At 59.1% G+C, this 237-nt stretch carries 1 protein-coding gene; it reads left to right on the forward strand.

Translation table 11 applies throughout. The features are described from left to right. Window positions 1–237, forward strand: a 237-nt coding sequence (locus AC0L3U_RS40195) for a hypothetical protein (RefSeq protein ID WP_473365241.1), incomplete at both ends; no start/stop codon positions are given.

The raw sequence follows: 237 nt of genomic DNA on the forward strand, positions 1-237 counted from the left end.
GTTGACCAGCCTGGCCGAGGACGCCGCAGGTGCCTTGCGCACCTATAACGCCAGGCCTGATTCCGAAGCCAACTTCATCACCTTCAACGATTATCTGCACAAACAAGCCAAACTCAGTCTCAACGCACTGCTGGGCCGTCGCCAGAACGACGTGGACCCGGACACCGTGTATGTTTCAGCCCCTTGGCCGCTGCTGGGCAGAGTGTCGCGTCCACTGTCTTACACCCGGTTGTACAG

The organism is Bradyrhizobium sp. Kon69, assembly GCF_055807515.1.